This is a genomic window from Kribbella orskensis (genome assembly GCF_004342085.1).
Taxonomy (GTDB): Bacteria; Actinomycetota; Actinomycetes; order Propionibacteriales; family Kribbellaceae; genus Kribbella; species Kribbella orskensis.
In genome coordinates, this window is record NZ_SLWM01000018.1 from 157,150 (window position 1) to 163,536 (window position 6,387).

At 69.5% G+C, this 6,387-nt stretch carries 6 protein-coding genes and 1 pseudogene; 4 read left to right on the top strand and 3 right to left on the bottom strand.

Annotated elements, in window-relative coordinates:
• Window positions 1–17: 17 nt before the first annotated feature.
• On the bottom strand, window positions 18–731 hold the full coding sequence (gene deoD / locus EV644_RS33725) for a purine-nucleoside phosphorylase (RefSeq protein WP_132193645.1): 714 nt from the start codon (window positions 729–731) through the stop codon (window positions 18–20).
• Between the two features lie 80 nt (window positions 732–811).
• Between deoD and nudC the strand changes: the two genes are divergently transcribed.
• A complete protein-coding gene (gene nudC / locus EV644_RS33730; RefSeq protein WP_132193647.1) occupies window positions 812–1,735 on the top strand; it encodes an NAD(+) diphosphatase in 924 nt (307 codons plus the stop codon).
• 65 nt (window positions 1,736–1,800) lie between these two features.
• Here the strand turns inward: nudC and EV644_RS33735 are convergent, their stop codons facing one another.
• Window positions 1,801–2,040 (bottom strand): mycoredoxin, encoded by a 240-nt coding sequence (locus tag EV644_RS33735; RefSeq protein WP_132193649.1) that lies wholly within the window; start codon window positions 2,038–2,040, stop codon window positions 1,801–1,803.
• A gap of 112 nt (window positions 2,041–2,152) precedes the next feature.
• Here EV644_RS33735 and EV644_RS33740 point away from each other — a divergent pair, with 112 nt between their 5' ends.
• On the top strand, window positions 2,153–4,279 hold the full coding sequence (locus tag EV644_RS33740) for an ATP-dependent DNA helicase UvrD2 (RefSeq protein ID WP_132193651.1): 2,127 nt from the start codon (window positions 2,153–2,155) through the stop codon (window positions 4,277–4,279).
• Between the two features lie 390 nt (window positions 4,280–4,669).
• On the opposite strand, the gene EV644_RS44820 is transcribed toward EV644_RS33740, so the two are convergent.
• A complete protein-coding gene (locus EV644_RS44820) occupies window positions 4,670–4,807 on the bottom strand; it encodes a hypothetical protein (RefSeq protein WP_158292993.1) in 138 nt (45 codons plus the stop codon).
• 238 nt (window positions 4,808–5,045) lie between these two features.
• On the opposite strand from EV644_RS44820, the gene EV644_RS33750 reads away from it, so the two are divergent.
• Entirely contained in the window at window positions 5,046–5,333 is a 288-nt protein-coding gene (locus EV644_RS33750) for a WhiB family transcriptional regulator (RefSeq protein ID WP_132193680.1), read from the top strand.
• A gap of 38 nt (window positions 5,334–5,371) precedes the next feature.
• Window positions 5,372–5,593: pseudogene (locus EV644_RS33755) on the top strand (putative WhiB-interacting protein); the annotation flags it as partial.
• Window positions 5,594–6,387: the final 794 nt, after the last annotated feature.

Sequence of the window (6,387 nt, forward strand, 5' to 3'; positions counted from 1 at the left end):
TGCTACGGCGACGCGGTTCAGACCGGTACCTCGATCGCCGCGTCCAGGGCGATCGTGATCATCTCCGAGAAGGTGGTCTGCCGCTCCTCGGCGGTCGTCTCCTCCTTGGTGATCAGGTGGTCCGACACGGTCATGATGCCGAGCGCGCGGCGGCCGAACTTCGCGGCCAGCGTGTAGAGCGCCGACGCCTCCATCTCGATCCCCAGCACGCCGTACTCCGCTGTCCGCGCCACCAGGTCCGGGCGGTCGTTGTAGAACAGGTCGCCGGAGAACACCTGGCCGACGTGCACGTTCAGCCCGGCGGCCTCCGCCTTGTCCACGGCCGCGCGGAGCAACTGGTAGTCCGCGGTGGGCGCGTAGTCGATGCCGTGGAAGCGCAGCCGGTTCATCTGCGAGTCCGTGCTCGCCGACATCGCCACGATCACGTCGCGGAGCTTCACCTTCTCGGTCAGCGCACCGCAGGTCCCGACCCGGATCAGCGTCTGTACGTCGTACTCGGCGAACAGCTCGTTCGCGTAGATCGAGGCAGACGGCTGACCCATCCCGGAGCCCTGCACGGAGACCCGCTCACCCTTGTAGGTGCCGGTGAACCCGTACATGTTCCGGACCTCGTTGTAGAGGCTCACGTCGGTCAGGTACGTCTCGGCGATCCACTTGGCCCTCAGCGGATCCCCGGGGAACAGCACGCGCGGCGCGATCTGCCCCTTCTCGGCGGCGATGTGAATACTCATGGACGGGATGCTCTCACGAGGGGTGGGCAGGGCGCGGGACGCCGGTGCGGGCGTGCGGCCGATCGAGATACGTTGAGGACGTGGCCTACTCCATCACCCCAGGTTCCCTCGCACTGTCACGTTCCGTTCTCGACCGAGCCGCCGACCGACGGCGGGACGAGGAGTGGCTGGAGAAGGCGTGGGCCGCTCCGGACGCGCAGGTCACGCTAGTGGCCGGCGACAAGCTCGCGGTGGAGCCCGACCGCACCTCCCTGCGGCTGGTGTCGCCCTCTGCCGCGCCTGACGGCTTGCGCGTCTTCCTGGGGATCGACCACGAAGCCGGAGCCGGCCAGACCGCCGACGGGCGGGCCGTGTTCGCAGTACTGCTCGATGAGGAGCCGGACGCGTCGTACGCCGGGCTGCGGGAGATCGGTGGCGTCCTGAACGACAGGGAGGCCGGGATCGCGGTGAACGTGGCCGGCCTGGCCAACTGGCACCGCGTGCACACCCACTGCGCCAACTGCGGCGCCCACACCGAGGTGATCGACGCGGGCCACGTACGGCGCTGCCCGGTGTGCGGGACCAGCCACTTCCCACGGAGCGACCCGGCGATCATCGTGCTCGTCACCGACGACCAGGACCGCGCACTGCTCGGCCGGAACGAAGCCTGGCCGGAGGGGCGCTACTCGACCCTGGCGGGCTTCGTCGAGCCGGGGGAGTCACTGGAGGCCGCAGTACGCCGGGAGGTGTTCGAGGAGGCGGGTGTCGTGATCGGCGACGACATCCAGTACGCCGGCAGCCAGCCGTGGCCGCTGCCCTCCAGCCTGATGCTCGGCTTCTACGCCACGGCCACCGGCTACGACATCACCGTCGACCAGGACGAGATCGTCGACGCCCGCTGGTTCAGCCGCGACGACCTCCGAGCCCTGATCGAGTCCGGCAGCATGGCCCTCCCCGGCAACATCTCGATCTCCCGCCGCCTGATCGAGGGTTGGTACGGCCAAGAACTGACCAGCAGCTGGTAGTCCCAGAACAGCAAGACGCGGCGCCGGCCCTGCGGGCGCGGCGCCGCGTCTCGTCGTACTGGGTGTCAGGCGGCCAGCTTCTCGGCGACCTGGGCGAGCGACGGGTTCGTCATCGCGGTGCCGTCGGGGAACACGATGGTCGGGACGGTCTGGTTGCCGTTGTTGACCTTCTCGACGATCTTCGCCGCGTCCGGGACCTGCTCGATGTCGACCTCCGAGAACTCGATCCCGGCACGCTTCAACTGCCCCTTCAACCGGTGGCAGTAACCGCACCAGGGTGTCGAGTACATCGTGAATGCCGCCATCGTGGCTCGCTCCGTCTCTGCTCAGGGGCGGGCGCTCGGAAACTGTCCGGCGACCCGTCTAGGGTGGCTCTACCTTGTACTGGAACCTCGTCGGTCGGAGTGCTGTTCCCGCATGTCTCAGTCCGTGAGCGACATCACACAGGCCGTTTCCGGCCGGTCCGCCGACGCACTGCTCGAGGCACTCGACCCAGAGCAGCGAGCAGTCGCGACCGCGCTCCACGGCCCGGTCGTCGTGATGGCCGGCGCGGGCACCGGCAAGACCCGCGCCATCACCCACCGGATCGCGTACGGCGTGCGCACCGGCACGTACGACCCCGCCCGCGTGCTCGCGGTGACCTTCACCCAGCGGGCGGCCGGGGAGATGCGCGGCCGCCTCGCCCAGCTGGGCGCGAACGGGGTACAGGCCCGGACCTTCCACTCCGCGGCGCTGCGCCAGGCCAAGTGGTTCTGGCCGAAGGTGTTCGGCGGTGAGCTGCCGCCGATCATCGACCGGAAGTTCCCGCTGCTGACCGAGGCGGCGTCCCGCTGCCGGGTGCGAGTGGACACGCCCGCCCTGCGCGACCTGGCCGGCGAGGTCGAGTGGGCGAAGGTGAGCAACGTCCGCCCAGACGACTACGCGCGCGTCGCCCCGCAGTCCGCCCGGGCGCTGGCAGCCTTCGACCCGGCCACGATCGCCCGCGTCTTCGCGGCGTACGAGGACGTGAAGCTGGAGCGCGGCCGGATCGATCTGGAGGACGTGCTGCTCTGCGCTGTCGCCCTGCTCGCCGAGGACGAGCGGGTCGCGGCCGAGATCCGGCGGCAGTACCGAACCTTCGTGGTGGACGAGTACCAGGACGTCAGCCCGCTGCAGCAGAGCCTGCTCGACCTGTGGCTCGGCGGCCGCGAGGACGTCTGCGTGGTCGGCGACCCGGCCCAGACCATCTACTCGTGGGCCGGCGCCGACCCGGAGAACCTGGTCCGCTTCGCCCAGCGCCACCCGACGGCGGCGGTGATCAAGCTGGTCCGCGACTACCGCTCGACCCCGCAGATCGTCGACGTCGCCAACAAGGTGCTCGACGCCGCGGGCCCGTCCGGGCTGCCCGGCCGAGTCACGCTGCGCTCCCAGCGGGAGGCGGGGCCGGCCCCGGTCTACCGCGAGTACTCCGACGAGGTGGCCGAGGCCGACGCCGTCGCCCGCGCGATCGCCCGCCTCCGCGACTCCGGTACCGCGCTGCGCGACATCGCCGTGCTGTTCCGCACCAACGCGCAGTCCGAGAACTTCGAGCAGGCTCTGGCCGAGCGGAAGATCCCGGCCATGCTGAAGGGCGCCGAGCGGTTCTTCGAGCGCGCGGAGATCCGGCAGGCCGCAGTACTGCTCCGGGGGCAGGCCAAGGCGGGGGACACTGACGGCGTCGACCTGCTCGACACGATCAAAGGCATCCTGGCCGGCGCCGGGTGGACCGAGGAGCCGCCGGCCGGCACCGGAGCGGTCAGGGACCGGTGGGAGTCGCTCAGCGCGCTCGTCACGATGGCGTCCGACTTCGCCGCGGCCAACCCGGAGGCGGGGATCGTCGCCCTGATGGCCGAGCTCGACCGGCGCGCCTCGATCCAGCACGCCCCACTGGCCGAGGGCGTCACGCTGGCCACGCTGCACGCGGCGAAGGGCCTGGAGTGGGGCTGCGTGTTCATCGTCGGTGCCCACGAGGGCACCCTGCCGATCAGTTACGCCCAGACGCCCGCGCAGGTGGAGGAGGAGCGACGGCTGTTCTACGTCGGGGTGACCCGGGCGAAGGACCAGCTCTCGATCAGCTGGTCGACCTCGCGCTCGCCAGGCGGCCGGGGTACCAGGGGGCCGACGCGGTTCCTGGACCCGATCGGCGTCCGTACCTCCCGGACCAGCGAGTGGGAGCCCTCGTCGCGGACGCGGGGGGCCGGGCGGGCGGAGCGCTCGGACAAGCCGATCCCGAAGTGCCGGGTCTGCGGCCGCGGCCTGACCGAGCCGGCCGCCCGCAAGCTCGGCCGCTGCGAGGACTGCCCGTCCTCGATGGACCAGGACCTGTACGACGCGCTGTTCGCCTGGCGGGCCGAGCGGGCCGCGGAGGAGTCGTTGCCGGCGTTCGTCATCTTCACCGATGCCACGCTCACCGCGATCGCCGAGACGCGCCCGGCCGACGAGCGCGAACTGCTCCGGATCCCTGGCATCGGCCGCATCAAGGTCAGCAAGTACGGCGAGCCCGTGATCAACATCTGCACCCGCTGACCCTGCTTCCGGAGTGGGCGTATCGCTTGCGGGGGCTCGGGCTGGGCCTGAATCAAACGGCCGTGTGAGGCGTACCGCCGATAAAACCGTTGCAGGGTTGGCGGAGCGAGAGGCACACTCGAAGGACAGGATTTCTGCTGGTGGCAGACACCGGGTCCTTGCCAGGACAATCAGTTGACCTAGGCAACGATCTCGGAGGGTGCCGGAAGCGCGTCGGAGCGTGCTGAACAGCCTGGTTTGGCAGCAAGTTCCGCCCACCCGGCGGCAACTTCCGGCCAACTTCAGAATCTTGGGATAAATAGTTTGCGGGCCTCGACGAGGTCGGCGTACTGTTCTTTCTGCGGCTGAAGGCTGGCCGAAAACTTCAAACCATAGCGATGAGCTAGCTGCTCACTTCGCCACAACGAGAGGAGGTGCCTTGGACATGATCACGAACATCACGAAGAAGCCGTTCGGCGTCAGCGCGCTGCCGTGCGCCCCGATCCAGGGTGCCTCGCCGCGTCTGCACGGCGCGACCGTTGTGCTCATGGCTGTCGGTTCTGCCCAGTTCCAGGGCGCAGCTGTCGGCGATGCGAAGTACGGCGGTCAGGGTTCTCGAGCATGGAGTCCACCGGTCTGACTCAAAGTCAGCCGGCACCTCCAAGGCCGCGGAACCCGAAAAGGGTCCCGCGGCCCTTTTGTTTGTCCGACACAGTTTTGCCGGTCACCAACCGGGTGGCCGGCGCCGCGACAACAGAGCAAGACAGTCACTCAGGAGGTGACCGGAATGAGCGTTAGCTTCCTCGATGCATTCACCGAGGTGGCAACAGCGCAGGACCTGCCCTGTCGGTCCTACGCACCGGAACTCTTCTTCGCCGAATCGCCGGCGGACGTCGAGTATGCCAAGTCTCTTTGCACCACCTGCCCGCTGAAGGCCGAGTGCCTGGCCGGAGCGCTCGAGCGTTCCGAGCCGTGGGGAGTGTGGGGAGGCGAACTGTTCGTCCAGGGTGTTGTGGTTCCGCGCAAGCGGCCCCGAGGGCGTCCACGTAAGTGCGACACCGTGACCGCAGCCTGAACTGATCCGACGAACCGAATCCCGAATCGAGACTACAAACCATGACGACCCAGACTTCACCCAGGAGAGTTGAAATGCATTTACTTCAAGAAGATCTCGCCCGTGCTCATTGTCGTTCTAAACTGAAGGACGCAGAGCAGAACCGGCGCTTCCACCTCGCGGCCAAGATGGCCAGGGCGCAGAAGCACGCCGAGCGGGCCACGGCACGTGCGGAGAGGGCCAGCGCAAAAGCGCGCCTCACCCTCGCGCGCCTGGTCTGATCCACCCGGCTCTCAGCCACCGGCCGGACCGCACGGTCCGGCCGGCTTGAGCCAGAAACACCAGCTGCCGCGGTAGGAGCCGATCTCCAGACGCCGCAGCAGCCACAACTCCGCGACCGAGCACCCCGGGACCTAACCCTCCCGCTCGGCCGCGGCCCAGCCCGACCAGCAAGCCCGGATCAGGGGACCGGACAACCTGGCCGAAGCTGCCCCCCAGGGGCGGCATCCACCGGATGCCGCCCCTCGGCAGGTTCCACCCTCGGCAGGTTCCGCCCTCGGCAGGTTCCGCTCTCGGCAGGTTCCGGCCCCGGCAGGTTCCGCTCTCGGCAGGTTCCGGCCCCGGCGGCGCCGCCCGGCCCAGCCCGCGCTCGCCAACCCCGCCCTCGGCACGTTCCGGCCCCCGGCACGTTCCGGGCCCCGGCACGTTCCGGGCCCGGCCGGCGCCGCCCGCTCAGCCCGCGCTCGCCAACCCCGCCCGCGGCATCCGGCGCTGGGCCACCAACCTGATCAGCCCGATCCGGTCCGGCTGAGCCATATCACCCCGCCACCCGCGGGGGCTTGTCGGGGTGATCCGCCATCGCCCGAGCCGGGGGTTCCGCCAACGCCGAAGCCTCGCCGGTAGGCCGGACGGGTGGTTCCCCGGGTATGGGTGCGGGTGGTTGGCGGTCTCCGCTGCGTGATGGTGCTAGTCGTGCTGGGGTGCGTCAAGAGCGCCTTCGGCGTCCCTTCGGGATCGAGCAAGCTCGACTCTTGACGCACCCCAGCCCGACCAGGGAAGGACGCAGCTACGCGGA

Bases quoted from the DNA above. Each gene is read 5' to 3' on its own strand.
- deoD (WP_132193645.1), bottom strand. From the start codon at position 731: ATGAGTATTCACATCGCCGCCGAGAAGGGGCAGATCGCGCCGCGCGTG.
- EV644_RS33735 (WP_132193649.1), bottom strand. From the start codon at position 2,040: ATGGCGGCATTCACGATGTACTCGACACCCTGGTGCGGTTACTGCCAC.
- EV644_RS33740 (WP_132193651.1), top strand. From the start codon at position 2,153: ATGTCTCAGTCCGTGAGCGACATCACACAGGCCGTTTCCGGCCGGTCC.
- EV644_RS44820 (WP_158292993.1), bottom strand. From the start codon at position 4,807: ATGAGCACAACGGTCGCGCCGTGCAGACGCGGCGAGGCACCCTGGATC.
- EV644_RS33750 (WP_132193680.1), top strand. From the start codon at position 5,046: ATGAGCGTTAGCTTCCTCGATGCATTCACCGAGGTGGCAACAGCGCAG.